Source organism: Trinickia camelliae (assembly GCF_053525655.1).
The window spans coordinates 26,059-52,254 of record NZ_JBCHAA010000022.1 but is presented as its reverse complement, the minus strand read 5'-3'; the positions used below and the strand labels follow the sequence as shown (position 1 = coordinate 52,254).

Here is a 26,196-nt window from a genome sequence, read left to right as displayed (position 1 = left end):
GAGAAAGACAGCAACATGACCGACTCCACTGATATCCGTTTCCTGCTGGCCATACGCGATTCCGGCAGCCTCGTTGCGGCAGCGAGGAAGCTCGGACTATCGCCTTCCGCGGTCACCCAGCGTCTTCAACAGATTGAGAAGAAGCTCGACACGCGGCTAGTCGATCGCACGGCCCGCCGCCTGCGGTTCACGGAAGAGGGCATGTTGCTGTGCCGGCGCGGCGCGGAACTCGTCGAGCAGTTCGACATGCTGTTCGAGGATGTGCAGGCTCGCCGGTCGGGGCTCGTCGGCACCTTGAATATCGCCGCGCCGTTAGGTTTCGGGCGGCGCTACCTCGCTCCCGTCGTCGCCGACTTTCAACAGGACCATCCCGGCGTCGACATCGTGCTGACGCTGTCCGACCAGCCGCTGACCGAAGCGGCCGATCGCTACGACATCGTCGTGCATATCGGCGAGTTGCCCGCGTCGAATCTGGTCGGTTATGCGATTGCGCCGAACGCGCGCTTCGTTTGCGCGGCGCCGTCGTTGCTGAAGCGCTTCCCGAACCCGGAGACCCCCGACGATTTGGCCAAGCTCCCGTGCATCGTGCTGCGCGAAAACAATGAAGACGTGTCGCTCTGGCAGTTTCGCAAAGGCCGCGCGGCGCGCAGCGTCAGGGTTGCCTCGAAGCTGATCTGCAACGATGGCGAAGTGATTCGCCGCTGGGCCTGCGAAGGGCGCGGCGTGATTCTCCGTTCCGAATGGGACGTCGCTGACGATATCGCGAAGGGAAGTCTCGTGCGGCTGCTGCCCGCATGGAAGGCATCGGATGCCGATGTAATCGCGCTCACTCACCATCGTGTGAGCTTGCCGGAGCGCACCAGGCAATTCATGCGGTATTTGCAGGACCGGTTCAAGCCGAATCCGCCGTGGCGAGCCTGAGCGGCGGATTGTCGAAGCGGTTGGCGAACATTCAGTTTGTTCGAATGATTGAGTGAGCGGGACTGAATCGCCAACGCCGAATCGAAATCTATACTTGACGCCATGAACGAACGACAACCCCGGGAGTGTCCTGGCTCATGAGCGATTCCTCTGCAACGTCCGCTTACCCGAAAGCGGTGCTCTTCGATTTGCTGACTGCGCTGCTCGATTCATGGACGCTGTGGAATCGAGCGGCCGGCTCGGAGCAAGCGGGCAGGGCATGGCGTGCGGAGTATTTGCGTCTGACCTATGGCTGCGGTGCTTATGTCGAATACGAGCAGTTGGTGAGGCAAGCGGCGGCGCGGGTGGGCTTGCCCGAATCCGCACCGCTCGCGCTCGAGGCGAACTGGTTGCAATTGGCGCCGTGGAGCGGCGCGGTCGAGGCGTTGCAGCAGCTTCGCCCGCACTGCAAGCTAGCGGTCGTGACCAACTGCTCGATACGGCTTGGGCGCCAGGCAGCCGAAATCCTCCCCGTCGAATGGGACGTGGTGATCACAGCGGAAGAAGCGGGTGTCTACAAGCCGGACCCGCGTCCGTATCGCCTCGCGCTGGACAAGCTCGGTGTGAGCGCCACAGACGCTGCGTTCGTGGCCGGCTCCAGTTACGACATGTTCGGCACGGCTCAAGTCGGCTTGCGGACTTACTGGCACAACCGAGTCGGGCTTGAATTGAAGGAGGGTGCGCAAGCACCTGAAATCGAAGCGCCGACGCTCGGCGAATTGGTGTCCTGGTGCAGCCGTTTTGGCGCATCGTCCCGCAGCAACCAGACGGATTGAAATCATGAAACTCGACGAACTCGATACGCCAGCCGCACTGGTCGACATCTCGCGGATGGAACGAAACATTGCGCGCATGCAGGCGCGCATGGACGCGCTCGGCGTGAAATTCCGCCCTCATGTGAAAACCACCAAGTGCCTGGACGTGATCCGTGCGCAATTGGCGGCGGGCGTGCAAGGCATCACCGTTTCGACACTGAAAGAAGCTGAAGCGTTTTTTGCGGCCGGCGTGAAGGACATTCTTTACGCGGTCAGTATTGCGCCGTCGAAGCTGCCGAGGGCAATGGCGTTAAGACGGCAAGGCTGCGATCTCAAGCTGGTGGTCGACAACGTGCCTGCGGCAGCGGAGATTGCAAAGTTCGCGAGTGAACAGCGCGAACCTCTGGAAGTCTGGATCGAAGTCGATACGGATGGTCATCGCTCAGGCATTACGCCGGAGCAGGACGCGTTGCTTGAAGTCGGACGCGTTTTGCAAGAGGGCGGCATCAAAGTGGGCGGCGTGATGACACACGCCGGGTCGAGTTACGAGCTTCACACGCCGGAAGCCCTCCGTGAACTTGCCGAGCAGGAACGAGCGGGCTGCGTTCGCGCGGCGCAAAGGTTGCGTGACGCGGGGATTGCTTGCGAAGCGGTCAGCGTCGGTTCGACGCCGACGGCATTGTCGGCCGCGAAGCTCGACGGCGTGACCGAAGTGCGGGCGGGCGTCTATGTGTTCTTCGATCTCGTGATGCACAACGTCGGCGTTTGTTCGATCGACGACATCGCGTTGAGCGTGGTCGCCACGGTCATCGGCCATCAGCCGGAAAAGAACTGGGTCATTCTCGACGCGGGCTGGATGGCGATGAGCCGCGATCGCGGCACGTCGAAACAGGCGCATGATTTCGGCTATGGTCTGCCGTGTGCGCTAGATGGCACGCCGTTGAACGGCTGGGAGATGAGCGGCGCGAACCAGGAGCACGGCATTCTTTCGCCCGCGAAGCCGGAACTTGCCGGCGGCGGGTCGCAAGACGAGAGCTTGGCGACGCGTTTCCCTATCGGCGCCAAACTGCGCATCCTGCCCAATCACGCTTGCGCAACGGGCGCGCAGTTCCCGGAATATCACGCGCTATCGGACGATGGCGAAACTACCGTATGGAGTCGCTTTCATGGCTGGTAATGAACAGAGCACGCGCCTGCCGCGCACCGAAAACCCCGCGGGCCTCTCGAGGCCGGGAGGTCACTATAGTCACGTCGCAATCGCCAACGGGCTCGTGTTCGTGTCGGGGCAGCTGCCGATCGACGCGAACGGCCAGAAGCTGACGGACGCGTCCTTCGAAGCCCAGGCCGAGCAGGTGCTGGCGAACGTGCAAGCGGCGCTCGAAGGCGTGGGCAGCAGCATTGGGCAACTGGTGCAAGTCCGCGTCTATATCGCCGATATCGAGCACTGGCCGAGTTTCAATCAGGTCTACACGCGCTGGGCAGGCGATGCGCGGCCGGCGCGCGCGATCGTGCCGACCGGTCCGCTGCATTACGGCTTCAAGATCGAAATCGAAGCGACGGCGACGCTGTGATGTCGCGGCTCACTGTGTGCTGCCCAAGCTCGCGAGCGCAGCGCTGTTTTGCCAGACGTTGTCTCTGACGGTGAGCTTTTGCGGGATCAACCGTGCGCCGTAAAACGCATCGGCCACGTTTTGCTGAATCGCGATCACATTGTCGGTGACGGGCGTCGCGCCATACGGCACGCGGCGCACCCACGTTTCGACGATCGCTTGATCGAGCCCGACCTTCGGCGCGATCAGCGCCGCCGTTTCGCTCGGATGCGCGTTGACCCACTGGCCCGTCGCGCGCAACTGGCTCAGCACGGCGGCCACGATATCCGGGTGCTGCTGCGCGAAATCTCGTGTGGCCTCGTAGAAGTTATAGGTCGGAAAGCCGGCGAAATCGGCAAGCGTGCGGACTTTGAGCGTCGCTTGCGCCGCGGCGTAATACGGGTCCCAGACCACCCATGCGTCGACGTTGCCGCTTTCGAACGCTGCGCGTGCATCGGCGGGGGCGAGGTAGACCGGCTGCACGTCTTCGTATCGCAAGCCGGCTTTCTTGAGCGCTTCGAGCAGCAGGTAGTGCGAACTCGAACCCTTTTGGAGCGCGACGCGCTTGCCTTTCAAGTCGGCGGGCGTGCGCAACGGGGAGTCGGCTTTGACAAAGATGGCCTCGTTGTGCGCGGCGGCCGGTTCAGCGCCGACATAGACGAAGCGCACGCCGCCCGCTTGCGCGAAGACCGCTGGCGGTGCGCCCGTATAGCCGAAATCGATGCTGTCGGCGTTGAGCGCTTCGAGCAATTGCGGGCCTGCCGGGAATTCGAACCATTTGACGCTATAGCCGAGCGGTTTGAGCTTTTGCTCGAACACGCCTTGCGCTTTGAGTACCGCAAGCAGGCCGGCTTTTTGATAGCCGACTCGCAATACCTTGTCGGCGTCGCCTTGCGCGAAGGAAGGCAAAGTAGCGAATGCAAACAGCAAAGCAGCGACGATGCGCAATTGGGAGCGGACGGCCAGTTTGATCACGAGAGAATCTCCATGCGGACGGTCGATGACGAAGGCGGCGCCGCGATTGATGGCAGCGCGCGTGCTGTTCTAGTCAGCGAATCGTCGCATGCACGTACGGCGAACCAAACGAAGCAATTGCGATTTGAATATGACGCTGTGTAAGCGATTTGGCGCCGAGTTGCACGCGGCCAAAGCTTTAGCGTTTGGTGGCGCGCTTGCGGTGGGGGGCTGATGCCGCGCCGGTCTCGGGGTTTTTATCCCGTGTATGGCCAAGCCGCTTTTCCATGATCGTCGCGACCCGGTCACCCAGATAGTCTCCCGCCGCTTCCTCCAGCGCCCGGTTCATTTCGCTTTCGACGAGCACCATCGCGAGCGGACGCATCCGCCCGATCGCCTCGACGAGCGCGGGCACGTCGGCGGGCGGCGGCAGTGACGCTTCATCGTATCGGTCGAGCCGGCGCACGACGAGATCGACGAGCGTCTTCGCGACCGCTTCGAAATGCGGGCGAACGTCGCGCACCATGTCGAGCATCTCGGTCGCCGGTATCCCTTCGCGAGTCATCGCCGCACCGGCCGCGAGCGACGACGGGCTCTTCGCGACGAACTTCAATCCGTCGCGCTCGAGCAGACCCAGCTCGACGGCTTTGGCGAGCGCGGCCGGCGCTTTGCCGCCGAACATCGTTGCGAGCGCAACGAGCGAATAGGCTTGCGGCCGCTCTTGCGACCACCGTCCGCCGATGGCGTTTTCGAGTCCGAGGATCGAGCGCAGGTCGTGTCCTTCCTCGATGGCCTGGATCAAGTCCTGAATGTTCGCAAGCGAGTAACCGCGCGCGAGCAGGTGATTGATGAGCTTGAGGCGCGACACGTGCGTGTCGTTGTAGATGCCGACGCGTCCACGTTTCTCCGGCGGCGCAAGCAGCCCGCGATCCTGGTAGGCGCGGATGTTGCGCACGGTGCTGTCGGCGACGCGCGCGAGCTCGTCGACGGAGTATTCGTTGCCGGGCGAGTTCGCTGGGGGGCCGCTCGTGCGAGAGGCGGAAGAGGGCGTTTTGCGCATGCCGCGATTCTAGCGCAGCGGCGCTTCGCTTCCTTTGCCGCGCAGCGAAAGCCGCGCGGCAAAGTCGAACGCGCTTTAGCCGTGCGAATACAGGGGTGAATTCGACACGTGGCGCGGCGGTACGTGACGGCGCGGCGCATGATATTTCGGCTTGCGGTACTTCCGCTGTTTCGGCTTGACATAGCGCGGCGGGCGCGGGTGCGTGACGGCGTGCTGCGCTTGCGGTCCGGCTTGGCCTTCGCCGAAATGGTAGGTTTGGGAGGTTTGTGCGGCGGCGGTTGCCGTTGCGGCTGCGGCGGCGAGCGTGAGCGCCGCGGCCAGCCAGGTCGTGAACTTCATGTGTTCTCCAGGTGAGCGGCCGAGAGAATACAACAACTCGGCCGCACCCGTTCACTTCTTCCTGAGCGGCACGTCCTCGATCAGCCATGCGAGCGCGAACGCGAGCACGACGATGCACGCGGCGACGACGAACACCGTATGCATGGCGCCACCGAATGCCTGCAGATAGTCGTCGCGCAGCGCGGCCGGCAGCGCTTGCACGGCGGACGGCTTCAGCGCCTGGGGCAACTCGGCGCCGGCGGGCAACAGCGCGGCGAGCCGCGCGTGCAGCACGTTCGTGAAGACCGCGCCGAACGCCGCCACGCCGACCGAGCCGCCGATCGAGCGGAACAGCGTCGCGCCCGAGGTCGCGACGCCCATATGCTTGAACGCGACGGTGTTCTGCACGGCGAGGATCAGCACTTGCATGACCATGCCGAGCCCGCACCCGACGAGGCCCATATACAGATACATGCGCTCGATAGGCGTCGAAATGGAGAGCGTGGCGAGCAGCAGCATCCCGACGCATACGAGCAGCGTGCCGACGATCGGAAACAAGCGATATTTGCCGATCTTGCTGATGATCCGGCCGCTGGCGATCGACGTGACGAGCACGCCGCCCATCAGCGGCAGCAACTGCATGCCGGCTTGCGAAGGCGTCGAATGCTTGACGACTTGCAGATACAGCGGCAGGAACGTCACTGCGCCAAACAGCGACACGCCCACGATAAAACCGATCAGGCTCGCGAGCAGGAACGTGCGCTCCTTGAAGAGTTCGAGCGGCATGATGGGCTCGACCGCAAGCCGCTCTTCATAGACGAAGCCCGCGATCGCGATGCAACCGAGCGCAAGCGTGAACCACAAGTCAGGCGACGACCACGGCAGGACCGTGCCGCCCTGGCTCGTAAACAAGATGATGCAAGTGAGCGCGGCGGCGAGGTAAGCGGCGCCCATGTAGTCGATCTTGTGCTTCACGTGCGCGACGTGCGGCTTGAAGGCGGCCCCGATCACCGCGAGCGCGACGATGCCGAGCGGCACGTTGATGTAGAAGATCCAGCGCCACGACAGATGCTCGACGATGAAGCCGCCCGCGAGCGGCCCGATGACGGTCGCAAGACCGTAGACCCCGCCGAACAGCCCCTGATAGCGGCCGCGCTCGGCGGGCGGAATGATGTCGCCGATCGCCGCCATCGTGATGACGAGCAGACCGCCGCCGCCGAGACCCTGCAGCGCGCGCAGCAAAATGAGCTGCGGCATGTTCTGCGCGAGCCCGCACAGCACGGAGCCGAGCAGGAATAGCGCAATCGAAGCCTGCAGCACGATCTTGCGGCCGAACAGGTCGCCGAACTTGCCGTAGAGCGGCACGACGATGGTCGACGCGAGCAGGTAGGCCGTGACGACCCACGACAGATTTTCCAGTCCGCCGAGATCGCCGACGATGGTGGGCAGCGCGGTCGAGACGATGGTCTGGTCGAGCGCGGCCAGCAGCATGACGAGCAGCAGCGCCGAGAAGATCAGCCGGATCGGCGGACGTTCGCCGGCTTCGACGTGAGCGCTTTCAACTGCGGCGATGGAGGTATCGATATCCATGGGGACACCCGGTCTTGAAATTAATTAATGCGGCGATTAATATAGGCGACGTTCCTTGCTTAGTCAACCAACTTGATTCGAACATGGCGACAAGAAAGACCGCGCAGCAGATCGTGACAACCGCCAAGACCGCCAAAACCGGCACGCGTCCGGCGAAAACGCCGCCAAAGCCCGCAGCAGCGCCGCGCCGTCCCGGCCGTCCGACGGGCGGTTTGAGCGGGCCGGAGCAGCGCGAGAAACTCCTGGACACGGCGCTCGTGCTGTTCGCGCGGCAGGGCATCGTCGATACGACGCTCGCCGCAATCGCGCGCGAAGCCGGCGTCACGCCGGCGATGCTGCACTATTACTTCAAGACCCGCGAACAACTGCTCGATGTGCTGATCGACGAGCGCTTCGTGCCGGTGCGCAAGGCCATCAGCGGCGCGTTCGAAGACAACGCGGACGACCCCGTCGCGGCGCTCGCGGCGATCGCGCAGCGATTCGTCGATCTTGCGGTCGAGCGTCCGTGGTTTCCGTCGCTATGGATTCGCGAGGTCATCAGCGACGCGGGCTTGCTGCGGCAACGCATGCGTGACCGCTTCAAGGACGCGCATCGCAAGGACGAGATCCAATGGATCGTCCGCTGGCAAAAAGAAGGGCGCCTGAATCCGGACCTCGAGCCAGCGCTCGTCTTTCCGACGCTGCTCGGCATCACGTTGCTGCCGCTTGCGGCGTCGACCTCCTGGCGCGCCGATCCTGAGCGGCGACAGATCGGCACGGACGACATCGCTCGTCACGCGATCGCCATGCTCACCAACGGCTTCGGCGCGCGTAAAAACCAACGCTGACCCACACCGAACGAACGTGCCGTCAGGCGCGAGAATTGCGTCTGGAGGTGGCGCATGCAGCAGACGCGGCTTGCAAGACGGGTTGAAACTCCGCTTGAAAACCACCATCTATGGTGCGTCTTTCATAGACGTTTCTTCGTCGCGTGCTAGGGTGCTGCCCGACATGTAAACACATGCTGCGGAGGGCGTGGCAACGCAGCATGTATTTACGTGTCGAGCAGACGAATGGTGTGCCGAAAGAGGCGCGCCGATTGTTGTGCCGATCGCGTTGCAACTCGCGGCGCGTGTTCGGGTCGGAGTCTTCAGCACGCGGCCGGCAAGCCGTCGACGATTGCAAGCGGTAGGCATTGGGCGCGTGCCAAGGGCAGTTTGATTCGCGAAGCGCGGCGTGTTTCGCGGCGTTTCGCACCGTACTGGTAGCGAAAAAAAGTATGAACGGAGCATTGAGACTTGACCGTGCGACGATCGTCCTCGTGGAGGACGATCCGCAGAACCGGGATTCGCTCGTGACGTTGCTGGAGTCGGAAGGAGCGCAAGTCGTGGCAGTGGCGGATGCGGAGGAAGGCGTGGAAGCGGCGATGCGGGTGCTGCCCGATGCCGTCGTCTGCGATCTCGATCTGCCGACGATGGACGGTTTCTATTTGATTCAGCGGTTACGCGACTACGAGATTTGCAGCAATCACAGCCCGTGCGTGGCGGTTGCGATCACCGGGCACACTGACGAGGCTTACCGGCTTCGCAGCATCGGCGAGGGCTTTCAGCACTTCATGACGAAACCCGCGCCGCCGGACCTGCTGGTTTCGCTGTTGCACGAAGCGCTTGGCGCTCGCGCGGCAAGTTGATGCCGCTTGCACTATGCGGTGACGCGGTCATCTCTGACCGCCGCCGCAAGGCGCGTCTTGTCGTACAAGGCGCGGCGTAGAGGCTTGTTTCCAAATTACCGTTGCCGCGTTTGGCAACCGGCAATCTTTTTCCTTTAACGTCAGACGTTTAGACGTCATTCCCGCTAGTTGTCCACAAGCTTGCCAACAAAATCTGTGGACAAGTTGCCAATATTCCAACGACTACTCCACGCGCATCCACCGCCCGGACCGCAATCCGCTTTCGCTATCTCCCGATCAGATAGGCGAATTGTCTGGCTATCGGTGCTCTCGCTATAGTCGTACGCATGACATCAACGGCGCACGAACCAGGCGCCATGCGTGGAGGAAGACATGAATCGCATCGATTTGGACAACCGTGTCGTCGTCGTAACTGGCGGCGCACGCGGGATTGGCTACGCAGTCGCACAACGCGCGCTGCGTTCGGGGGCGTCGGTGGCGTTGTGGGATCTCGACGCCGAGCGCTTGTCGCGCAGTCGTGCGGAGTTGAGCGAGCTTGGCAAGGTGAGCGCGTTTTCGGTCGAGCTGACCGACGAAGCCGCCGTCGCGCGCGCCACGCAGGAAACGATCGCCGCACACGGCTCGATCGACGTGCTCATCAACTGCGCCGGCATCACGGGCGGCAACGGCGCCACATGGGAACTCGCGCCCGACGTATGGCGCCGCGTCATCGACGTCAATCTGATCGCGCCATACCTGACTTGCCGCGCGATCGTTCCGCAGATGCTCAAGCAGGGCTACGGGCGCATCGTCAATATCGCTTCGGTGGCCGGCAAGGAAGGCAATCCGAACGCATCGCACTACAGCGCCTCGAAGGCGGGTCTGATCGGCCTCACGAAGTCGCTCGGCAAGGAGCTGGCAACGAAGAACATCCTCGTCAACGCGGTCACGCCGGCGGCGGCGAAAACGGAGATCTTCGACTCGATGTCGCAACAGCACATCGATTACATGCTTTCGAAAATTCCGATGAATCGCTTTCTGCTGCCTGAGGAGGCGGCCTCGCTGATCCTGTGGCTGTCGTCGGAAGACTGCGCGTTCAGCACGGGCGCGGTGTTCGACTTGTCGGGCGGACGCGCGACGTATTGAGCGCGTTTTACCAGTACCGCGTAAAAAACACCTGCTGCGCATGGACAAGCGGGCACGGGAGGCAGCATGACGGAGACGACGCGTTTCGCCGCGCAAGCGAGCGCGACACGCAAGGCGATGCGGCACCTGCTGCCGTTTCTGCTGCTGATGTACGTATTGGCGTTTCTCGATCGCGCGAACATCGGCTTTGCGCAGCAGGCGCTGCAGCACGACACGGGTCTCTCCGACAGCGCCTTCGCCTTTGGTGCAGGCGTGTTCTTCATCGGCTACGCGCTGTTCGAGGTGCCCAGCAATCTCGCCTTGCATCGCTTCGGCGCGCGTGGCTGGATGTGCCGGATCATGGTGACGTGGGGCGTCGTCTCGGCCTGCATGGCGTTCGCGCACACGGCGCCGGTGTTCTACACGCTGCGCTTCCTGCTCGGCGTGGCTGAAGCGGGGTTCTTTCCCGGCATCGTCTATTACTTGTCGCAGTGGTTTCCGCAGGGGGCGCGCGCTCGTGCGCTCGGTCTGTTCTATTTCGGCGCGCCGCTCGCGTTCATTTTCGGCGGACCGCTCTCCGGCATGCTGCTTGATTTGCACGGCGCGTTCGGCATCGCCGGCTGGCAGTGGATGTTCATCATCGAGGGGCTGCTCGCCTCCGCGGTGGGCGTGTGGGCGTTCTGGTATCTCGACAACCGGCCCGCGAACGCGCGCTGGCTCGATGCCGGCGAACGCGAGGCGCTCGAAGCGGCCGTCGGCGACGATGCGCGCTTAGCCTCGGCGCACGGGCCGCACAGCGTGATCGGCGCGCTCACTGACCGGCGCGTGCTGATGCTCGCCGTCATCTATCTGCTGATTCAGGTCAGCGTGTACGGCGTGATCTTCTATTTGCCGCAGCAGGTCGCGGCGCTGCTCGGCACGAAAGTGGGCGCCGAAGTGGGTTTCGTGACCGCGCTGCCTTGGCTGTGCGCGGTCGTCGCGACCTGGCTCGTGCCGCGCCACGCCGATCGTCACCGTACGCATCGCGGCTGGGCAATCGGCTTGCTCGCGCTTTCAGGCGCGGGCGTGATCGTCTCGGGCGTGGCGCCGAACGCCGCGATCGGGCTCCTCGCACTCGCCTGCGCCGCGAGCGGCTTTATCGCCGCGCAGCCGCTGTTCTGGACCTTCCCGACGCGTTATCTGTCCGGCGCGCCCGCCGCGGGCGGCATCGCGCTGATCAATTCGATCGGCAGTCTCGGCGGCTTTCTGGCGCCGACGCTGCGCACGAGCGCCGAGCACGCGTTTGCCTCGACCGCGGCGGGACTTGCCCTGCTCGGGGCGGCGAGCTTCGCGGCGGCGCTTCTGATCGCCGTGGCCGTGCGCCGTCGCGAAGCGCGGCAGCCTGGCGACGGCACGACTCACTCAACTTTTCTCGCCGACGCGCAAGCCGCATCGGCGTCCACACGACGGAGCTAACCTCATGGCCATGCCTACCATCCGGCACGTCCGCGCGTTCACGGTGCGCGGCGGCGGCGCCGATTATCACGACCAGGGCGCCGATCACTGGATCGACGACCACATTTCGACGCCGATGGCGCGCTATCCGGAATACCGGCAAAGCCGCCAGTCGTTCGGGCTCAACGTGCTCGGCTCGCTGGTGGTCGAGATCGAAGCGAGCGACGGCACCGTCGGCTTCGCGGTGACGACGGGCGGCGAGATCGGCGCGTTCATCGTCGAGAAGCATCTCGCGCGTTTTCTCGAAGGGCAGCTCGTCACCGACATCGAGAAAATGTGGGATCAGATGTACTACGCGACGCTCTATTACGGCCGCAAGGGCGTCGTGCTGAACACGATTTCGGGCGTCGATCTTGCGTTGTGGGATTTGCTTGCGAAGGTGCGCAAGGAGCCGGTGTATCAATTGCTCGGCGGCCCGGTGCGCGACGAGCTGACGTTCTATGCGACCGGCGCGCGTCCCGATCTGGCGAAGCAGATGGGTTTCATTGGCGGCAAGATGCCGTTGCAGCACGGGCCGGCCGAGGGCGAGGACGGCCTGCGGCTCAATCTCGAGAAACTGGCAGGCATGCGCGAAAAAGTCGGCGACGATTTCTGGCTGATGTTCGATTGCTGGATGAGCCTCGACGTCAACTACGCGACGCGCCTGGCGAACGCCGCGCACGAATATGGCCTCAAGTGGGTGGAGGAATGCTTGTCGCCGGACGACTATTGGGGCTATGCGCAACTGCGCAAGAACGTGCCGCGCGGCATGCTCGTGACGACCGGCGAGCACGAAGCGACGCGCTGGGGTTTCCGGCTACTGCTCGAGATGGGCTGCTGCGACATCATCCAGCCGGACGTCGGCTGGTGCGGCGGGATGACGGAGCTGATCAAGATCTCGGCGCTCGCCGATGCGCACAATGCGCTCGTCGTGCCGCACGGGTCGTCCGTCTACAGCTACCACTTCGTCGTCACGCGGCATAATTCGCCGTTTGCGGAATTCCTGATGATGGCCCCGCAAGCCGACAAGGTCGTGCCGATGTTCAATCCGTTGCTGCTCGATGAACCGGTGCCGGTGAATGGCCGCATGAAGGTGCCTGAGACGCCGGGGTTCGGCGTGCGGCTCAATCCGGAGTGCAAACTGCATCGGCCGTACCAGCATTGAGGCCAAGCCTGATCGACGGGATGAGGGAGAACAGGATGTTGCTGAAAGACAAAATAGTGATCGTGACGGGCGCATCCCGCGGCATCGGGCGCGCCATCGCGGTGACGGCGGCCCGTGAAGGCGCCGACGTCGTGCTCAATTACTGGGGCGACAACGATGCGACCTACGACCGGCGCCCCGCGATTCGCGAAGTGCTCGATGACATCGCGTCACTGGGGCGGCGCGCGATTGCGGTCGAGGGCAACGTCGCGGAACGCGAGACAGGACCGGCGCTGGTGAAAGCGGCCGTCGACGCGTTCGGGCGCGTCGACGTGCTCGCGAGCAATGCGGGCATTTGTCCGTTCCACGCGTTCCTCGACATGCCGCCCGAAGTGTTCGAAACGACGATGGCGGTCAACCTGCACGGCGCGTTCTACGTGACGCAGGCCGCGGCGAACCAGATGAAGGCGCAGGGCACGGGCGGCTCGATCGTGGCGACGAGCTCGATCAGCGCGCTCGTCGGCGGCGGCATGCAGACGCACTACACGCCGACGAAGGCGGGCGTGCATTCGCTGATGCAATCGTGCGCGATTGCGCTGGGGCCGTACGGCATCCGCTGCAATTCAGTGATGCCGGGGACGATCGCCACCGATCTCAACGCGGAGGATTTGTCGGATGCGGGGAAGAAGGCGTACTTCGAGAAGCGCATTCCGCTAGGGCGGCTTGGGGCGCCTGAGGATGTCGCCGAATGCGTGGTGTTTCTCGCGTCGGACAGGGCGCGGTATGTGACGGGCGCGGCGTTGCTCGTCGACGGCGGCATGTTCGTGAACCTGCAGTAACGTTTTTGGCAGACGGGCGGCGCAGCGCCTTAGGCGCCGCCGCTCGAATACTTTCGCAACAATGTCACGAAGCGCTGGGCCGGTTCCGACAGCGGTTCCTGCTTGCGAACCAGAAGCCCGAACCCGGTGAGGCTCTCCCCGATCCCAATCGGCAGCGCAACCAACAGCTTCGCCTTCAAGTAATCCCGCACGACAGTTTCCGGCAGCATCGCCACCGCATTGCTGTTTTGCAGCAATTGCAGCGTCGCGAAGATCGACGCGCATTCCACCAGATTGGCCGGCGTCGGCAACTGCGCGCGCGCCAATTCATCCTCGAACAATTGCCGTGCCGGCGTCGTCAGCGGCTGCACGACCCACGGCCAACCCAGCAGATCAGCGAGCGTTGCAGCAGAGGGCGCCGCGCCCGTCGCGAGCGGATGCACCGAGCGCACGACGAGCATCAGCGTTTCGCGTGCGAGCGGCTCGAAATCGAAGTCGTTATGTTGCAGCGCGTTGGTGAAGCGTCCCAGCGCCACATCGACTTCGCGCCGATTCAGCAGTTGCAGCACCTGGTCGCTGGTCTCGCCCAGAATGCGGATGTTCAAAAGCGGCCGCTCGGCTTTCAAATCGGCGACTGCCATCGCGAGCAGGTCGGGCGCGGCGCCCATGATCGCGCCCACCGTGAGCTGCCCATGCCCACCTTTGCGTTTGACTTCGAGCCCCTCGGCAAAGCGCGTGAGTTCCGCGAGCGAATGGCGCGCGTAGGCGAGCGCCGCGCTGCCGAGCGGTGTCGGCTGCATGCCGCGCGAGTTGCGCTCGAACAGGAGAAAGCCGAACGCTTCTTCGATGTCGCCGAGCATCCGGCTTGCGCTCGGCTGCGCGACATTGATCGCTTCGGCTGCCTGGTGAAGATTGCGCATGTCGTCGAGCGCGACGAGCAGGGCGAGGTGCTTGAATTTGAGGCGGTTGACGAGTGCAACAAACGACGACGAAGAGGAGCTCATTGATTCGCTTTAGCGATCGCCCAATCCAAAGAACGGATTGTGATGTTATCGGTGGGCCGATTATAGTCAAATCAAATAGACGCCATGCAATTGCCTGATGTGCGGCTTAAGAAAATCTGGAGACAGCGGCACTGCGATGCGTGTCGTAACCGTGCTGCATTTTGCGCACCGCTTGCATCGCCGTCTCCCCTTGCTCAACCAACCTGCCGGACAAGCGCTCAACGCGCGCTTGGCCGGTTCGCACAAGAACGAGCCGCGCATGGAGACGATCGCTTTCAGAATGGTGTTGAACCCCGGCATGCGCGACGAATACGCGCGGCGCCATCGCGAACTGTGGCCCGAACTGGCACAGGCGTTGCGTGAGGCGGGCGTGCACGACTATTCGATCTTTCTCGACGAAGCGACGAACCATCTCTTTGCCGTGCTCAAGCGCGAGCCCAATCACACGATGGACCGCCTGCCGCATCTCGCGGTCATGCGCCGCTGGTGGGACTACATGGCCGACATCATGCAGACCGAATCGGACGGCACGCCCGTCACGACGCCCTTGGTCGAAGTCTTTCATTTGCCTTGAAATTCCATAACCGGTTCAATCGGCATTCCGTTTGAACGCTTAGCGAGAAGACCGATGCTAGTTGTCGATTCACATGTCCACTTTTGGGATTTGAGCGCGCACCACTATCCATGGCTGGCGAATCCGGGCAAATCGTTCGTCGGCGATGCGCGCGACCTGAAACACGATTACCTGCCGACCGATCTGATCGAGGATGCCGCCGACATCGAATTGCTGAAAGTGGTCCACGTCGAAGCCAATTACGATCCGGCGAATCCGGTCGGCGAGACGCGCTGGCTGCAGTCGCTCGCCGACACGCGCCGCGGCCGCGATTTCCCGAACGCGATCGTCGCCGCCGCCGATCTGTCGCAAGCCAACGCGCAGGCGGTGCTCGAAGGGCATATGGAGTACGCGAATACGCGCGGCATCCGGCAGATCCTGAATCGTCATCCCGATCCGCTCTACAACTACGTGCAGCGGGACTATCTGCAAGGCGACGTCTGGCGCCGCAATTTCGGTTTGCTCGCGCGCTATGGATTGTCGTTCGACTTGCAGCTCTACCCGTCGCAGATGGCCGATGCCGCAGCGCTCGCGCGCGAGCATCCGGACACGCTGTTGATCCTGAACCATGCCGGCATGTTCGTCGACCGCGACAGCGTCGAGGGCTATCGCGCGTGGCGCGATGGTCTGCGGCTGCTCGCGTCGTGCGAGAACGTGGTCGTGAAGATCAGCGGGCTCGCGATGTTCGACCATCGCTGGACGGTCGAAAGCCTGCGCCCGTACGTGCTCGAAACGATCGATGCGTTCGGCGTCGGGCGCGCGATGTTCGCATCGAATTTCCCCGTTGACCGATTGTTCGGCACTTACTCGGCGCTTTGGCGCGCCTATGCGGCGATCGTCTCCGGCGCGAGCGAGGAGGAGCGCGATGCGCTGTTCCGTACCAATGCGCAACGCTGCTACCGGATCTGAACATTGACTATGGCAAGGCAGGCATGACTTCATCGACCCACCCGGTCCCGCGCCTTACGCTCGCGCGTGCGACCAAGACCTTCGGGCGCGTGCGCGCGCTCGAGAACGGCAATCTCACGCTGTGGCCCGGCGAAGTGCACGCATTGCTCGGCGAGAACGGCGCGGGCAAATCGACGCTCGTGAAGATACTTGCGGGCGTGCATCGTCCCGATGGCGGCGTGCTGACGATCGACGGCGCCGCGCGCTCGTTTTCCGATCCCGCCGATGCGCGCAGCGCGGGCATCGCGGTGATCTACCAGGAGCCGACGCTGTTCTTCGATCTGTCGATCGCCGAGAACATCTACATGGGGCGGCAGCCGACCGACGCGCTCGGACGCATCCGCTACGACGAGATGCATCGCGAAGTCGACGCCTTGCTGGTTTCGTTGGGCGTGAATCTGCGTGCGCAGCGGCTCGTGCGCGGCTTGTCGATCGCGGATCAGCAGGTGGTCGAGATCGCGAAGGCACTGTCGCTGAACGCGAATGTGCTTGTGATGGATGAGCCGACCGCCGCGCTTTCGCTGCCCGAAGTCGAGCGTCTGTTTTCGATCGTCAGGAAGCTGCGCGAGAGCGGCGTCGCGATTCTCTTCATCACGCACCGGCTCGACGAGGTGTTCGCGCTGACCGAGCGCGTGACGATCATGCGCGACGGCGCGACCGTCGAGACCGCGATGACGAAAGACCTCACCACCGATCAGATCGTCGCGAAGATGGTCGGGCGCGACCTCGACACGTTCTATCCGAAGGCCGACGTGACGCCCGGCGAAGTGCGGCTGTCGGTGCGCGGGTTGACGCGCGTCGGCGTGTTCAAGGACGTCTCGTTCGAGGTGCGCGCGGGCGAGATCGTCGCGCTGGCGGGGCTCGTTGGCGCGGGGCGCAGCGAAGTCGCGCGCGCGATCTTCGGGATCGACATGCCCGATGCGGGCGAAGTCCACGTCGGTGGCAAGCGCGTTGCGCCGGGCAAGCCGGCTGTCGCGGTGCGCGCGGGCATCGCGCTCGTGCCGGAAGACCGGCGCGCGCAAGGTCTCGCGCTCGAACTGAGCATCGCGCGCAACGCCTCGCTGACCGTGCTCGGGCGCCTCGTTCGCCACGGTCTGATCTCGTCCGCCAGCGAAACGAAGCTCGCCGCGCATTGGGGCCAGCGGCTCAAGCTCAAGGCGCCGAGCCTCGACGCGCCGGCCGGCACGCTCTCGGGCGGCAACCAGCAAAAGGTCGTGCTCGGCAAATGGCTCGCCACCGAGCCGCGCGTGCTCATCATCGACGAGCCGACACGCGGCATCGACGTCGGCGCGAAGGCCGAGGTCTACCGTACGTTGTCCGATCTCGTGCGCGAAGGCATGGCCGTGCTGATGATTTCGAGCGAATTGCCGGAAGTGCTCGGCATGGCGGACCGGGTGCTCGTGATGCACGAAGGGCGCATCAGCGCCAGCCTTTCGCGTGCTCAGGCCACCGAACAAAGCATCATGGGCGCCGCGCTCGGCGGCACGCCCGTCACCATGGGACACGCGGCATGACTCGGCATTCCTCCACCGCGCCCGTCGGGGCGCATCACCACGCACCGGGCTTGCCCGTGTTCAAGCTAAGCCGCCTCGCGACGGCCGTCGCGCAAAGCCGCGAGACCACGCTGTTCGTCGTGCTGATCCTGCTGATCGGCGGGACCGCGCTCGCGCGGCCCGAGTTCCTGAATCTGCAGAACCTGCGCGACGTGCTGTTGAACGTGTCGATCATCAGCTTGCTGACGGCAGGGATGACGGTCGTCATGCTGATGCGGCACATCGATTTGTCGATCAGCTCGACGGTCGGCATCAGCGCGTACACGGTGGGCAGCTTGTTCGTCGCGTTTCCGAATCTGCCGATCGCCGGCGCGCTCGTGGCTGGCGTCGCGGTCGGTCTGGTCGCGGGCGCGATCAACGGCACGCTCGTGACGTTCGGGCGCGTGCCGTCGCTCGTTGCGACGCTGTCGACGCTCTATATTTTTCGCGGCGCCGATTACGCGTGGGTTCACGGCGGCCAGATCAACGCGTCGAGCCTGCCCGATGCATTTTCGCGGCTCGCTACCGGAACCTTGCTTGGCGTGCCGAACCTCGTCGTGATGGCGGCCGTCGTGCTGATCGCGCTCGCCATCTATTTGAAGCAGTTCCGCGCCGGCCGCGAGCACTACGCGATCGGCTCGAACCCGGAGGCGGCGGTGCTCGCCGGCATCAAGGTCGAGCGGCGCGTGTTCGCGGGCTTCTTGTTGTCGGGCGCCATCGCCGGGCTCGCGGGCGTGCTGTGGCTGGCGCGCTTCGGCACCGTCGATGCGGGAACGGGCAAGGGCATCGAATTGCAGGTCGTGGCGTCGGCGGTCGTGGGTAGTGTGGCGATCACGGGTGGCGTCGGCACGGTGCTCGGCGCGACGCTTGGCGCGCTCGTGCTCGGCGTGATCAACATCGCGCTGGTCGTGTTGCGCGTGTCGCCGTTCTGGCAACAAGCCATTCAAGGGGCGCTGATCGTCGCGGCCATCACGGTCGATACGCTGCTGGCCCGCTCCGTCGCTAAACGCATGATGAGGAAGCGCGATCATGGCTAGTCCCAATTCCGCCGCAGCAGGCAGCACACGCGGTTTTCGCGTGACCTGGGAGGCGGCGCTCGGCATCGTGCTCGTGCTGTCGCTCGTATTCGGCACGGTGTTGTCGCCGATGTTCATCAGCAGCGCCAACCTCGGCAACATGCTCGCCGACTTCACCGAAATCGCGCTGATGGCGCTGCCGATGACGCTCATCATCGTCGCCGCGGAAATCGATTTGTCGGTGGCGTCGGTGCTCGGCGCTTCGAGTGCGCTGATGGGCGTGCTGTGGCATATGGGCTTGCCGATGCCGGTCGTCATCGTGCTCGTGCTCATGTTCGGCGCGCTGGCCGGGTTCTTCAACGGCTTCGTCATCGTGCGCTTCAACCTGCCGTCGCTCGCGGTCACGATCGGGACGCTCGCGCTGTTTCGCGGGCTCGCTTATGTGCTGCTCGGCGATCAGGCCGTCGCCGATTTTCCGGCCGGCTATACCGCGTTCGGGATGGACAACGTCGGCAGCACGTTCCTGCCGCAGCCGTTCACACTCGTGATCGCCGGCGCAGTCATCTTCACGGTCGTGCTGCATCGCACGGCGTTCGGCCGCGGCCTCTATGCGATCGGCGCGAACCCGACCGCGGCGGCGTTCTCCGGACTCGATGTCGCGCGCGTCAAGCTCAAGCTGTTCGTCATCTCGGGCTTCATGAGCGCGTTGGCGGGCGTCGTCTATACGCTGCGCTTCACGAGCGCGCGCGGCGACAACGGCGAGGGCTTCGAGCTGCCGGTGATCGCGGCTGTGCTGTTCGGCGGCGTGAGTATTTTCGGCGGGCGTGGGTCGATGGCCGGCGTGCTGCTCTCGCTCGTCATCATCGGCGTGCTGCGCAACGCGCTGACGCTCAACGACGTATCGAGCGAAACGCTGACGATCGTGACTGGGGCGTTGCTGCTGTCGTCGGTGCTGGTGCCGAATCTGATCGCACGCTGGCGCAACATTCGCGAGCGTCGCTCATTGATGCGCGCGGCGGCTTCGCGCTAACCACCTTTAATCACCGTTAATCAGGAATACCCGACGAATACCAACAACCGCTTGCAACCCCGAATGGCGGGGCGCAAGCGTCTATTAGGAGACTTGCTATGTCTGTGCATCATCGTTTTCTACGCGGTTTCGGTAGACCGCTAGTCTGTGCGGCCCTGGTCGCGGTGGCATGCGCGGCAAGCGCGGCAGCAAGCGCGGCCGACCTCAAGCCCGGCTTGAAAATCGCCTTCGTGCCGAAGCAGATCAATAATCCGTACGAAGTGACCGCGGATAACGGCGGCATGGACGCGATCAAGGAGTTCGGCGGCGACGGCAAGGTGGTCGGGCCGTCGGATGCCGGTGCATCGTCGCAGGTTTCATACATCAATACGCTCATCACGCAGCGGCAAAACGCGATCGTCATCGCCGCCAACGACGCGAATGCGCTCGTTCCTTATCTGAAGCGCGCGATGTCGCAAGGCGTCAAGGTGGTGACCTTCGATTCCGATACGGCGCCGGCCGGGCGGCAGTTGTTCGTGAATCAGGCGAATGCCGAATCGATCGGTCGCGGGCAGATTCAATTGCTCTCCAAATTGATCGGCGGCGAGGGCGAATTCGCGATTCTTTCCGCGACGCCTAATGCGACGAATCAAAATACCTGGATTAAGTGGATGCAGGAGGAGTTGAAAAAGCCGGAATACGCGAAGATGAAGCTCGTTAAGATCGCTTACGGCAACGATGATGACCAGAAATCGTTCGTCGAAACGCAAGGGCTGCTTCAGGCTTATCCGAATTTGAAGGGCATCGTGGCGCCGACTTCGGTGGGCGTTGCAGCGGCAGCGCGCTATCTGTCGACTTCGCCCAAGAAAGGCCAAGTCATGCTGACGGGTCTTGGCACACCGAACCAGATGCGCGCGTTCATCAAGAACGGCACGGTCAAGGCGTTTCAATTGTGGGATCCGGGTCAATTGGGCTATCTGGCCGCGTATGCCGCGGCTAACCTGGCGTCGGGCACGATCAGCGGCAAGGAGGGCGAATCTTTCGAGGCCGGCAAGCTCGGCAAGCGGACGATCGGCAAGGATGGCGAAATCATTCTTGGACCGCCGACCACCTTTGATGCGAGCAACATCGATAATTTCAATTTCTAACACGTATTCCGGCTGCGCTGCAGCAAGCATCTCTAAGCGAAATGTGTTGTTTTTTAGCGCCCTTTGGGGCGCTTTTTTATTATCCTTTGCTAAGGCGGACCAGATAGCGTTAGTCAATCCAAGCATCCCGTGGCATAGTCACGCAATTCATTCTTAAGGAGAAAAGATGGCTACGCTCAAGCAAATCCAAAGCCGTATCGAGAAATTGCAGGCGCAAGCGGAAAGCTTGATCGCCAAACGGGCGAGTGCCGTGATTGGGGAAATCCGCGCGTTGATGGACCAGCACGGCTTGACCGTCGCCGACCTCGACGCGCATATGCCGAAGAAGCGCGGTCCCAAGCCGAAGGGCGCAGCCGGCCTCGCGGGTGCGGCAACCAAGGCCAAGGGCCTCAAGGCAGCGGGCAAGCTTCCGCCGAAGTACTTGAACCCCGAAACGGGCGCGACCTGGAGCGGCCACGCTCGTCCACCGGCATGGATCAAGGATGCAAAAGACCGCTCAGTCTTCCTGATCGACAAGTCGAAAGCGGGCGCGGCGGCCGCGAAACCGGTAGCCGCTAAAAAGACGGCTGCCGCCAAGAAGGCGGTTGGCGCCAAGCGGACGGTAGCGCGCAAGGGTCCGGCTAAGAAAGCCGTCGCGGCCAAAAAGACTGCGGCGAAGTCGGGCAAAGCGGTCAAGACGGTTCGCGCCGCGAAAACGGCCGGTCGCGCGAAACGCGGCGCCGCCGCCGCGAAGAGCGCTGCTGCGTAAGTCTTCCGGCGACCCTCGACCCGCGGCTCGCCAGGGCTGCGGCCGCTCCGCCGCGACGCATCGCGGTGGAGCGCTCGATCGGACCAATCCGAATACGTGTGCGCCGCACGCTATGTTTGGTCTGTCGAATACGATTATTTGCAATCGCGTTGTCAAATTTGCATGCCGGCAACGCGGTTTTGAAGCGCGGCACGTCGCGCATTGCGGCGTCGCAGGTGCTGTTCTTCGCCAAGCCGGTCACACGCGCGATCCCGAATCAGTTGCAACCCAACCGCATCGAAGCGCAATTGAATCGGCGTTTCGGCCATACCGCAGATCAATGGAGTGCACTTTCCGCTTATCAGCGCACATTGGCGCGTATTTGCGCGAGGCGGGCCAAAGACTTGCTTGGTTGGCAAGCTCAGTTGACCAGTGCCCTAGGCCGTCCCAGATAGCGAACATCGGCATAAGCTTTGCTTAAGGGAGCTACAGCGGCCGGTTGGGCCGCAGCCATCAGTCTGTTCGACGCTAGAGCAGGCTTGCTCTGGCCGCCGGAAGAAGGATTTGCGACAAGCGTGAACATACCCTAACGAACCGGCCACCCACATGCACCCGGACTCTCCCGCCCCAGAGCCGTCCCCCGGCACGCCGGCGCGCAATGTGCGCGAACGCGAATTCGTCGCGCCGCCCGAGGAGCGCTTCCGAATCCTTGTTGAAGCGGTCGAGGACTACGCGATCTTCATGCTCGATCGCGACGGCCGCGTGGCGAGCTGGAATACCGGCGCGCAGAAGATCAAGGGCTATTCGGCGCGGGACATCATGGGCCAGCACTTTTCGGTCTTCTATCCACCTGACGATGTCGCGGCGGGCAAGCCGGAAATGGAACTCGTCACGGCGACCCGGGTCGGGCGCGTCGAGGACGAAGGCTGGCGCGTGCGCAAGGACGGCTCGATGTTCTGGGCCAATGTGATCATTACCGCGGTGTACGAAACGCGCGGCGGCAAGCGCGAGTTGTGTGGTTTTGCAAAGGTGACGCGCGACATGACGGAACGGAAGCGCCTGCGCGAGCTCGAAGTGGCGAGCCGGCATATGAACGAATTTCTCGCCACGCTCGCGCACGAGTTGCGCAACCCGCTGGCGCCGGTACGCAATGCGTTGAGCGTGATGATGCTCGAGCCGTTCGTAAGCCCTACAGTCAAGCAGTGCCGCGACATGATCGACCGGCAGGTGTCCCACCTCACGCGTCTCGTTGACGATCTGCTCGACGTCGGCCGCGTGACTACCGGCAAGATCGTGCTGCGCCTCGAGCCGGTCGACCTGAACGACGTCGTGACGCGCAGCATCGAGATGATGCGTCCGCATCTCGACATGCGGCAGCAGGCCGTCGACGTCACCTATTCGAAGTCGCGCATCATGGTGAATGGCGATTTGGCGCGGCTCGTTCAGATCACCCAGAACTTGCTCTCCAACGCGTCGAAATTCTCGGAGCCGGGTTCGCGGATCAGTGTCTCGGTGCACGCGGAGGGGACGATGGCGGCGTTGCGCGTGGCTGACCGTGGCTGCGGGGTCGAGGCCGATGCGCTCGACTCGATCTTCGATTTGTTCGTGCAGGCCGACAATCGCCTGGAGAGAAAAGAGGGCGGCCTCGGCGTCGGCCTGACGCTTTGCCGGTGGCTCGCGGAAATGCATGGTGGCGCGGTGACGGTGGCGAGCGACGGCCCAGACCAAGGCGCCACGTTTACGTTGCGCCTGCCGCGGCTCGCCGCTTCGCCCCTGGCATCGGATGACAGCGCGACGCCGCTCCCGAACACGGCCGAGAGAGATGGCCGCAACGCCCTGCACGTGCTGATCGTGGACGACAACCGCGATTCGGCCGACAGCATGGCGATGCTGATGACGCTCAAGGGGCATCGCGTGCGGGTCGCCTACAACGGCTTGCAAGCGCTGGCGATTGCGAGCACCGAGCACATCGATGTCGCGCTGATCGACATCGCCATGCCGGGCGCGGACGGCTTTGCCGTCTTGCGCCAATTGAAGTTGATTCCGTCCACGAACGAAGTGCTTTACGCGGCGATGACGGGCTTTGGTCAGGCGAGCGACATGGAGCGTTCGCTGCAAGGCGGGTTCGATGCGCATTTGACGAAGCCCGTGCCGCTCGCGCTGATTGATTCGCTGCTGCAGCGTGCGCTGGATCGGCGCAGTGGGTTCGAGTCAGGCTCGGACGAGCGCTGAGTTAGTTGACGCGGCGCCGCAACCGCAACTGCGGCTTCGGCGCAAAGCGAAAGCGCCGCTTTAGGTCAGCGGCAGATCGATATGCTTCTTGAACGGCGCGCGCTGTTCGAGCCGTTCATACCAGCGCTCGAGATTCGGCATCGGCGGCCGTTCCACGCCATCAAGTCCAAACCAGCGTTTCGCGAAGGCGCCGAGCACGATATCGGCGATCGTGAATTTGTCGCTTTCCAGAAAGAAGCGCCCGCTCAAGTGAGCGTCGAGCAGCTTCCAGCGCTCGGCGACGGTCTTCAGGTCGGCTTCGAACTGCACGAGGTTGCGCTCGTCGGCGGGCGTGCGCACGACGCTCAAGAATACCGGGCGTTCGGCCGGTTGCAGCGTCGATAGTGACCAGTCGAGCCAGCGGTCGATGCTCGCGCGCAGCTTCGGGTCGTTCGGGTAGAGCTGGCTCGTCGGCCCGTACTGCATGGCGAGGTAGCGCACGATCGAATTCGATTCCCACAGCACGTAAGTGCCGTCGACGAGCGTCGGGATCTGGCCGTTCGGATTGAGATCGAGATAGTCGGGATCGCGAACGCGGCCGAACTGCAGCCCGGCATCGATGCGCTCGTACGGCAGGCTCAGTTCATCGCAGACCCAGAGCACCTTTTGCACGTTGACCGAATTGGCGCGTCCCCAGATTTTCAGCATTGATCCATTCCTCCAAATATCGTTGCCGCTACGATACACGATCAGCCTGACGGCTTGCCTACCGTGTCTGTGCCGCTCGCCGGCGCGGCGGCGGGCGTTTTGCCTTGGCGAGTACGTACAATACGGCGATCTTCGAAGGCCCAGCCAGGAGGCTCCTCAATGGCCCGCACTGTCCCTGATGATTGGAAGCACTTAGCCGCCGTCGGCGCCGCGGAGCGCGAGCGCGAGACGCTGGCGCTGCTGGAAAGCGCGCTGCCTGACGGCTACACCGTCTATCACGGCGTGCATTGGACGCGCCTTAATCAAAGCTTCTCGGTGTTCGGGGAAGCGGACTTCGTGATCGTGAGTCCGGCGGGGCGCGTGATGATCGTCGAGCAAAAGGCCGGGTTTCTGCGCGAGACGCCCAAGGGGCTCGTCAAGGTGTATCTGCAGACCGAGCGCAACGTGTCGATTCAATTGGCGCGTACGATCGAAGGGATGCACCGCCGCTTTACCGCCGCGTTCGGCGCGGGCACCTACTGCATCGAAGAGCTGCTGTATTGCCCCGATTACGCCGTGAAGAACGCGGCGATTGCGGGCGTGAACCCGGATCGTATCGTCGATGCCACGCGTCGTGACCGGCTGGTTTCGATCATTCTCCAGGCGCTTCCCGCTGACGAACCGCGTCTTGCATGCGCGTCCAAGATCCACCACTTCCTCGCCGACGAACTCGCGCTCACGCCCGATGCGAGCGCGCTCGTCGGTCAAGCGGGGACACTCGTCACGCGTTTGGCCGGGGGGCTTGCCACCTGGGCGCGCCGGCTCGAATTCGCGCCGTTCCGCCTGCGCGTGATCGGCACGGCGGGCTCCGGCAAGACGCAGCTCGCGGTGCAAGTCATGAAGGATGCGGTCGCGAACGGCAAGCGGCCGCTATACGTGTGCTTCAATCGGCCGCTCGCCGATCACATCGTGCGCGTGGCGCCACCCGAGGCAAAGGTCGCGAACTATCACCAACTGTGCGATTGGATCGCGCGCGACGCGGGCAGGGCGCCCGACTTCCAGGCGCCTGAAATTTTCAGCCGTCTCGAGGCAACGTTTGCTGATGCGCCGATCGATTCGCGCTGGCAATTCGACGTCCTCATCGTCGACGAAGGACAGGATTTCCAGCAGCCATGGGTCGATGCGCTGGCGCGGCTCGTCGCGCCGGAGGGCGCATGGTGGTGGCTCGAAGACCCGCTGCAGAACCTCTATATGCGCGAGCCGGTCGCGTTGCCGGGCTGGACGGTGATCAAGGAAACGACGAACTATCGCAGCCCGCGCGACATTCTCGACTATGTGCGCGACATCGTCGGCACGCCCGTGCCGCTCGCGGCGAGCCTGGTATCAGGCAGCCCGTTCGACGGCTCCGACATCGCCGTTTCGACCTACGACGCCGCCAGCGCGGATGGCGGCATCGAAGCGACCAAGCGCGCGATCACGCAGGCGCTCGCGCTCGGTTTCAGAAAGCAGGACATCGCCGTGCTCTCGTTTCGCGGACGCGAGGGCTCCGCGCTGACCGCGCTCGATCATCTCGGCCCGCACCGCCTGCGCAGCTTCACGGGCAAATACGATCTGTTCGGCAACCCCGAGTATCGCGAGGGCGACGTGCTGCTCGAATCGATCTATCGCTTCAAGGGACAATCGGCGCCATGCGTGATTCTGACCGAGGTCGATTTCGAGACCTTCGACGAACGCAGCGCGCGCAAGCTTTTCGTCGGCGCGACGCGGGCGACGATGAAACTGATCGTCGTCGCGTCGCAGCGCGCCGCGCGACATCTGCGCGGGGAAAATAGCGAAAGCGATTGATTAATCGATATCGCTGAGCGCC

Annotated in this window: 26 protein-coding genes; 19 read left to right on the top strand and 7 right to left on the bottom strand. The window is 63.5% G+C overall.

Annotated features, from left to right (window positions below; translation table 11 throughout):
- The first annotated feature begins 15 nt into the window (after positions 1-15).
- The 4 genes from AAHK20_RS29420 to AAHK20_RS29405 all read left to right on the top strand — a co-directional run bounded on the left by AAHK20_RS29420 (position 16) and on the right by AAHK20_RS29405 (position 3,286).
- Positions 16-921 carry a LysR family transcriptional regulator gene (locus tag AAHK20_RS29420; RefSeq protein ID WP_449185021.1) on the top strand — a complete coding sequence of 302 codons (906 nt, stop codon included), beginning with the start codon at positions 16-18 and terminating at the stop codon, positions 919-921.
- Positions 922-1,058: 137 nt separating this feature from the next.
- Positions 1,059-1,736, top strand: coding sequence for an HAD-IA family hydrolase (locus AAHK20_RS29415; RefSeq protein WP_449185020.1), 678 nt, complete (start codon positions 1,059-1,061; stop codon positions 1,734-1,736).
- Between the two features lie 4 nt (positions 1,737-1,740).
- Positions 1,741-2,892: a DSD1 family PLP-dependent enzyme gene (locus tag AAHK20_RS29410; protein ID WP_449185019.1), complete on the top strand. Its 1,152-nt coding sequence runs from the start codon at positions 1,741-1,743 to the stop codon at positions 2,890-2,892.
- Positions 2,882-3,286, top strand: coding sequence for a RidA family protein (locus AAHK20_RS29405; protein ID WP_449185018.1), 405 nt, complete (start codon positions 2,882-2,884; stop codon positions 3,284-3,286). Before AAHK20_RS29410 ends, AAHK20_RS29405 begins: the two co-directional genes overlap by 11 nt.
- Before the next feature lie 9 nt (positions 3,287-3,295).
- On the opposite strand, the gene AAHK20_RS29400 is transcribed toward AAHK20_RS29405, so the two are convergent.
- From AAHK20_RS29400 to AAHK20_RS29385, 4 genes are all read right to left on the bottom strand, one after another.
- Positions 3,296-4,252, bottom strand: a complete 957-nt coding sequence (locus AAHK20_RS29400; RefSeq protein WP_449185085.1) for a sulfonate ABC transporter substrate-binding protein — start codon at positions 4,250-4,252, stop codon at positions 3,296-3,298.
- Positions 4,253-4,457: 205 nt separating this feature from the next.
- The gene (locus tag AAHK20_RS29395; RefSeq protein ID WP_449185017.1) at positions 4,458-5,318 is read right to left on the bottom strand and encodes a MerR family transcriptional regulator; all 861 of its coding nucleotides are present in this window, start codon (positions 5,316-5,318) and stop codon (positions 4,458-4,460) included.
- Positions 5,319-5,393: 75 nt separating this feature from the next.
- Positions 5,394-5,657 carry a hypothetical protein gene (locus AAHK20_RS29390; RefSeq protein WP_449185016.1) on the bottom strand — a complete coding sequence of 88 codons (264 nt, stop codon included), beginning with the start codon at positions 5,655-5,657 and terminating at the stop codon, positions 5,394-5,396.
- Between the two features lie 51 nt (positions 5,658-5,708).
- Positions 5,709-7,226, bottom strand: a complete 1,518-nt coding sequence (locus AAHK20_RS29385) for an MDR family MFS transporter (RefSeq protein WP_449185015.1) — start codon at positions 7,224-7,226, stop codon at positions 5,709-5,711.
- An 83-nt stretch (positions 7,227-7,309) separates the two neighbouring features.
- On the opposite strand from AAHK20_RS29385, the gene AAHK20_RS29380 reads away from it, so the two are divergent.
- From AAHK20_RS29380 to lra1, 6 genes are all read left to right on the top strand, one after another.
- Positions 7,310-8,053, top strand: coding sequence for a TetR/AcrR family transcriptional regulator (locus AAHK20_RS29380; RefSeq protein WP_449185014.1), 744 nt, complete (start codon positions 7,310-7,312; stop codon positions 8,051-8,053).
- Between the two features lie 431 nt (positions 8,054-8,484).
- Entirely contained in the window at positions 8,485-8,895 is a 411-nt protein-coding gene (locus tag AAHK20_RS29375) for a response regulator (protein ID WP_449185013.1), read from the top strand.
- Positions 8,896-9,267: 372 nt separating this feature from the next.
- Positions 9,268-10,020: an SDR family NAD(P)-dependent oxidoreductase gene (locus tag AAHK20_RS29370; RefSeq protein WP_449185012.1), complete on the top strand. Its 753-nt coding sequence runs from the start codon at positions 9,268-9,270 to the stop codon at positions 10,018-10,020.
- 66 nt (positions 10,021-10,086) lie between these two features.
- Positions 10,087-11,454, top strand: a complete 1,368-nt coding sequence (locus tag AAHK20_RS29365; protein ID WP_449185011.1) for an MFS transporter — start codon at positions 10,087-10,089, stop codon at positions 11,452-11,454.
- 4 nt (positions 11,455-11,458) lie between these two features.
- A complete protein-coding gene (rhmD, locus tag AAHK20_RS29360) occupies positions 11,459-12,637 on the top strand; it encodes an L-rhamnonate dehydratase (RefSeq protein ID WP_449185010.1) in 1,179 nt (392 codons plus the stop codon).
- A 35-nt stretch (positions 12,638-12,672) separates the two neighbouring features.
- Positions 12,673-13,455 carry an L-rhamnose 1-dehydrogenase Lra1 gene (gene lra1, locus AAHK20_RS29355; protein ID WP_449185009.1) on the top strand — a complete coding sequence of 261 codons (783 nt, stop codon included), beginning with the start codon at positions 12,673-12,675 and terminating at the stop codon, positions 13,453-13,455.
- A 29-nt stretch (positions 13,456-13,484) separates the two neighbouring features.
- Here lra1 and AAHK20_RS29350 read toward each other — a convergent pair whose 3' ends face one another.
- Positions 13,485-14,438, bottom strand: coding sequence for a LysR family transcriptional regulator (locus AAHK20_RS29350; protein WP_449185008.1), 954 nt, complete (start codon positions 14,436-14,438; stop codon positions 13,485-13,487).
- Positions 14,439-14,697: 259 nt separating this feature from the next.
- Here AAHK20_RS29350 and rhaM point away from each other — a divergent pair, with 259 nt between their 5' ends.
- From rhaM to AAHK20_RS29315, 7 genes are all read left to right on the top strand, one after another.
- On the top strand, positions 14,698-15,012 hold the full coding sequence (gene rhaM / locus AAHK20_RS29345) for an L-rhamnose mutarotase (protein ID WP_449185084.1): 315 nt from the start codon (positions 14,698-14,700) through the stop codon (positions 15,010-15,012).
- Positions 15,013-15,066: 54 nt separating this feature from the next.
- Positions 15,067-15,960: an amidohydrolase family protein gene (locus tag AAHK20_RS29340; RefSeq protein WP_449185007.1), complete on the top strand. Its 894-nt coding sequence runs from the start codon at positions 15,067-15,069 to the stop codon at positions 15,958-15,960.
- 23 nt (positions 15,961-15,983) lie between these two features.
- Positions 15,984-17,513: a sugar ABC transporter ATP-binding protein gene (locus tag AAHK20_RS29335; RefSeq protein WP_449185006.1), complete on the top strand. Its 1,530-nt coding sequence runs from the start codon at positions 15,984-15,986 to the stop codon at positions 17,511-17,513.
- Positions 17,510-18,568, top strand: coding sequence for an ABC transporter permease (locus tag AAHK20_RS29330; protein WP_449185005.1), 1,059 nt, complete (start codon positions 17,510-17,512; stop codon positions 18,566-18,568). The genes AAHK20_RS29335 and AAHK20_RS29330 overlap by 4 nt, the downstream gene beginning before the upstream one ends.
- Positions 18,561-19,577, top strand: a complete 1,017-nt coding sequence (locus AAHK20_RS29325; protein WP_449185004.1) for an ABC transporter permease — start codon at positions 18,561-18,563, stop codon at positions 19,575-19,577. Before AAHK20_RS29330 ends, AAHK20_RS29325 begins: the two co-directional genes overlap by 8 nt.
- Positions 19,578-19,675: 98 nt before the next feature.
- The gene (rhaS, locus tag AAHK20_RS29320; RefSeq protein ID WP_449185003.1) at positions 19,676-20,704 is read left to right on the top strand and encodes a rhamnose ABC transporter substrate-binding protein; all 1,029 of its coding nucleotides are present in this window, start codon (positions 19,676-19,678) and stop codon (positions 20,702-20,704) included.
- A gap of 166 nt (positions 20,705-20,870) precedes the next feature.
- Positions 20,871-21,452, top strand: coding sequence for an H-NS histone family protein (locus AAHK20_RS29315; protein WP_449185002.1), 582 nt, complete (start codon positions 20,871-20,873; stop codon positions 21,450-21,452).
- Positions 21,453-21,604: 152 nt separating this feature from the next.
- Here the strand turns inward: AAHK20_RS29315 and AAHK20_RS29310 are convergent, their stop codons facing one another.
- Positions 21,605-21,760, bottom strand: coding sequence for a hypothetical protein (locus tag AAHK20_RS29310; protein WP_449185001.1), 156 nt, complete (start codon positions 21,758-21,760; stop codon positions 21,605-21,607).
- Positions 21,761-22,037: 277 nt separating this feature from the next.
- Here AAHK20_RS29310 and AAHK20_RS29305 point away from each other — a divergent pair, with 277 nt between their 5' ends.
- The gene (locus tag AAHK20_RS29305; RefSeq protein WP_449185000.1) at positions 22,038-23,663 is read left to right on the top strand and encodes a PAS domain-containing hybrid sensor histidine kinase/response regulator; all 1,626 of its coding nucleotides are present in this window, start codon (positions 22,038-22,040) and stop codon (positions 23,661-23,663) included.
- A 60-nt stretch (positions 23,664-23,723) separates the two neighbouring features.
- Here AAHK20_RS29305 and AAHK20_RS29300 read toward each other — a convergent pair whose 3' ends face one another.
- Entirely contained in the window at positions 23,724-24,350 is a 627-nt protein-coding gene (locus AAHK20_RS29300) for a glutathione S-transferase family protein (protein ID WP_449184999.1), read from the bottom strand.
- A 159-nt stretch (positions 24,351-24,509) separates the two neighbouring features.
- Here AAHK20_RS29300 and AAHK20_RS29295 point away from each other — a divergent pair, with 159 nt between their 5' ends.
- Positions 24,510-26,174: an ATP-binding domain-containing protein gene (locus tag AAHK20_RS29295; RefSeq protein WP_449184998.1), complete on the top strand. Its 1,665-nt coding sequence runs from the start codon at positions 24,510-24,512 to the stop codon at positions 26,172-26,174.
- The last annotated feature ends 22 nt before the right edge of the window (positions 26,175-26,196 follow it).

Coding starts and splice junctions, on each gene's coding strand:
- AAHK20_RS29420 (WP_449185021.1), top strand. CDS start 16: ATGACCGACTCCACTGATATCCGTTTCCTGCTGGCCATACGCGATTCC.
- AAHK20_RS29415 (WP_449185020.1), top strand. CDS start 1,059: ATGAGCGATTCCTCTGCAACGTCCGCTTACCCGAAAGCGGTGCTCTTC.
- AAHK20_RS29410 (WP_449185019.1), top strand. CDS start 1,741: ATGAAACTCGACGAACTCGATACGCCAGCCGCACTGGTCGACATCTCG.
- AAHK20_RS29405 (WP_449185018.1), top strand. CDS start 2,882: ATGGCTGGTAATGAACAGAGCACGCGCCTGCCGCGCACCGAAAACCCC.
- AAHK20_RS29395 (WP_449185017.1), bottom strand. CDS start 5,318: ATGCGCAAAACGCCCTCTTCCGCCTCTCGCACGAGCGGCCCCCCAGCG.
- AAHK20_RS29390 (WP_449185016.1), bottom strand. CDS start 5,657: ATGAAGTTCACGACCTGGCTGGCCGCGGCGCTCACGCTCGCCGCCGCA.
- AAHK20_RS29385 (WP_449185015.1), bottom strand. CDS start 7,226: ATGGATATCGATACCTCCATCGCCGCAGTTGAAAGCGCTCACGTCGAA.
- AAHK20_RS29380 (WP_449185014.1), top strand. CDS start 7,310: ATGGCGACAAGAAAGACCGCGCAGCAGATCGTGACAACCGCCAAGACC.
- AAHK20_RS29375 (WP_449185013.1), top strand. CDS start 8,485: ATGAACGGAGCATTGAGACTTGACCGTGCGACGATCGTCCTCGTGGAG.
- AAHK20_RS29370 (WP_449185012.1), top strand. CDS start 9,268: ATGAATCGCATCGATTTGGACAACCGTGTCGTCGTCGTAACTGGCGGC.
- AAHK20_RS29365 (WP_449185011.1), top strand. CDS start 10,087: ATGACGGAGACGACGCGTTTCGCCGCGCAAGCGAGCGCGACACGCAAG.
- rhmD (WP_449185010.1), top strand. CDS start 11,459: ATGGCCATGCCTACCATCCGGCACGTCCGCGCGTTCACGGTGCGCGGC.
- lra1 (WP_449185009.1), top strand. CDS start 12,673: ATGTTGCTGAAAGACAAAATAGTGATCGTGACGGGCGCATCCCGCGGC.
- AAHK20_RS29350 (WP_449185008.1), bottom strand. CDS start 14,438: ATGAGCTCCTCTTCGTCGTCGTTTGTTGCACTCGTCAACCGCCTCAAA.
- rhaM (WP_449185084.1), top strand. CDS start 14,698: ATGGAGACGATCGCTTTCAGAATGGTGTTGAACCCCGGCATGCGCGAC.
- AAHK20_RS29340 (WP_449185007.1), top strand. CDS start 15,067: ATGCTAGTTGTCGATTCACATGTCCACTTTTGGGATTTGAGCGCGCAC.
- AAHK20_RS29335 (WP_449185006.1), top strand. CDS start 15,984: ATGACTTCATCGACCCACCCGGTCCCGCGCCTTACGCTCGCGCGTGCG.
- AAHK20_RS29330 (WP_449185005.1), top strand. CDS start 17,510: ATGACTCGGCATTCCTCCACCGCGCCCGTCGGGGCGCATCACCACGCA.
- AAHK20_RS29325 (WP_449185004.1), top strand. CDS start 18,561: ATGGCTAGTCCCAATTCCGCCGCAGCAGGCAGCACACGCGGTTTTCGC.
- rhaS (WP_449185003.1), top strand. CDS start 19,676: ATGTCTGTGCATCATCGTTTTCTACGCGGTTTCGGTAGACCGCTAGTC.
- AAHK20_RS29315 (WP_449185002.1), top strand. CDS start 20,871: ATGGCTACGCTCAAGCAAATCCAAAGCCGTATCGAGAAATTGCAGGCG.
- AAHK20_RS29310 (WP_449185001.1), bottom strand. CDS start 21,760: ATGGCCGAAACGCCGATTCAATTGCGCTTCGATGCGGTTGGGTTGCAA.
- AAHK20_RS29305 (WP_449185000.1), top strand. CDS start 22,038: ATGCACCCGGACTCTCCCGCCCCAGAGCCGTCCCCCGGCACGCCGGCG.
- AAHK20_RS29300 (WP_449184999.1), bottom strand. CDS start 24,350: ATGCTGAAAATCTGGGGACGCGCCAATTCGGTCAACGTGCAAAAGGTG.
- AAHK20_RS29295 (WP_449184998.1), top strand. CDS start 24,510: ATGGCCCGCACTGTCCCTGATGATTGGAAGCACTTAGCCGCCGTCGGC.